The organism is Pararcticibacter amylolyticus, assembly GCF_003130405.1.
Classification (GTDB): Bacteria; Bacteroidota; Bacteroidia; order Sphingobacteriales; family Sphingobacteriaceae; genus Arcticibacter; species Arcticibacter amylolyticus.
Map to the genome: position 1 here is coordinate 26,300 of NZ_QEAS01000033.1, position 1,860 is coordinate 28,159.

Genomic DNA, 1,860 nt, shown 5'->3' on the forward strand with positions numbered 1-1,860 from the left:
CCCCCCATAACATCGACGTTCATAATTCCTTCAGGATTCTCATTTCCTTAGGATAATAGTTATTAACCCGGTTTGGTAATATTTTAGCCCATCCAAGGCCGAATCCTTCAAAACACATAAGCGCCCATCCTTTTGGGCTATCTTGCAGGTTGAGTACATCTCTCCTGAGATACTTCAGAGACTGCTCTAATGAAAGCTCAACTTTTGCGATATCATCATGAAGTATCAGGCTTTGTGCCAGTTCCTGGTCGGGAACAAGGTCCTTTCCCGCAATTTTACCAATGTAAACTCCTGATTTTTTCAGATATAATTTTGTCTGAAGAAAGCGGATATCATGTTGAAATGCAGACGGTATGGCGCAATAACCCTCTTTTGCAGGTATTATAGTGATCTCACCTTCGTGTATCCATTTCTTCAAAACGCCAAGGTCAGCGGCATTTAGCTTCTGTGGCTTCTGAAATGGGGCTTCTGCATCGTGTCCGTCCTGTTTGACGAAACAGCTAAGGAAAAACCCTTCTCCTTTTACCTTATGGGGGTAAAACCGGTATCCATAACAACTGTGCTTCTCTGACACTGTTTCTACTATACCCCATGATTCATCTGTAGGGATTCTGACGGTCTTCAACTGATAATTGTCGCAAAGCCAGTCGGCAATCTGCTCGTTCTCTTCTGATGAATAGGAGCAGGTGGAATAAATTAATGTTCCTCCCCGTTTTAATGCACTGTATGCATCTGCCAGAATTCTTTGCTGACGTTCGCTGCACAGTTGAACGTTGTTTTCTGACCATTCGTCAATGGCTGCCGGATCTTTTCTGAACATGCCTGAGCCGGAACAGGGAGCATCTACCACCATAACATCAAAATACCCTTCCAGCCGGTTGAAATCCCGGGGATCGTTGTTGCTTACAACTGTATTTAAATTTCCCCATTTAGTCAGATTGTCTGCAAGTACAGGCACCCTGCTTTTGATGATCTCGTTTGAAACAAGCAGACTGTCCTGGTTAATAAGAGAGGCTAATAAAGTACTTTTTCCTCCCGGTGCAGCACACAGGTCGAGGACTTTCAGCGGCTGAACGAGATCAGTGGAAGAGTTCAGCGCTAGCTCGAGGAACATGGACGATGCCTCCTGTACATAATAGCAGCCTGCGTGAAAAAGAGGATCAGCAATAAAAGAAGGTCTTTGTTCTAAATATCTGCCATCCCCGCACCAGGGGATTTGCTGTGCGTTATTGAAATTGGTTATTTTTTTAAAAGGATTTAAGCGCACGGAGGTTACTTGCCCGTTGCTTTCATGCTCTCCGAGAAAAGAATGCTCTTCAATGCCATGCTCCTGAATGAGCGAACGTAGCAGCGCAGAAGGAAATTTATTACTCATCGGATCAAAAGTACAAATAAATAAACGGGCCGCGGTTTGGTACTTGATGGTAATATTGGGTATTGGCAATCGGTGAAACTGACCCTTATTGAATTAAACACTATCTATGCCTGATAACTTACGTAAGGTCTCCAGTCCCGCTGATTCGCCTGTACTTTCTTCGGGTCTGATTCGCCCCTGCTTTGGGACTGCTGGCCCTTTTTACCGTGCGTCCGTTCAGATTTATCCGGGATTTGTCCGAGTTTTTTCCGGGAAATCTCGGACAAACCCGGGAGAAATCTCGGAGGAGTCTCGGACAAAACCCAAAGAAACCCCAAAGAAGACCCAAACAAGTCTCAAAGGAGTCCCGAAGCCGACCCGGAAGATGTCTTATCCTTGTCTTATCCTAGAATGGCTATACACCTTACTGAATAAATCCTGAATTAATTATACACGATGATTTGTTATTCCTGGTTGAATTATACACTGCAATTTGGTAATCCTGT

General features: G+C 44.3%; 1 protein-coding gene. It reads right to left on the reverse strand.

The genetic code is table 11. From position 1 onward, the window contains the following. Positions 1-19: 19 nt before the first annotated feature. A complete protein-coding gene (locus tag DDR33_RS23840; protein WP_109418315.1) occupies positions 20-1,375 on the reverse strand; it encodes a methyltransferase RsmF C-terminal domain-like protein in 1,356 nt (451 codons plus the stop codon). Positions 1,376-1,860: the final 485 nt, after the last annotated feature.

Coding starts and splice junctions, on each gene's coding strand:
- DDR33_RS23840 (WP_109418315.1), bottom strand. CDS start 1,375: ATGAGTAATAAATTTCCTTCTGCGCTGCTACGTTCGCTCATTCAGGAG.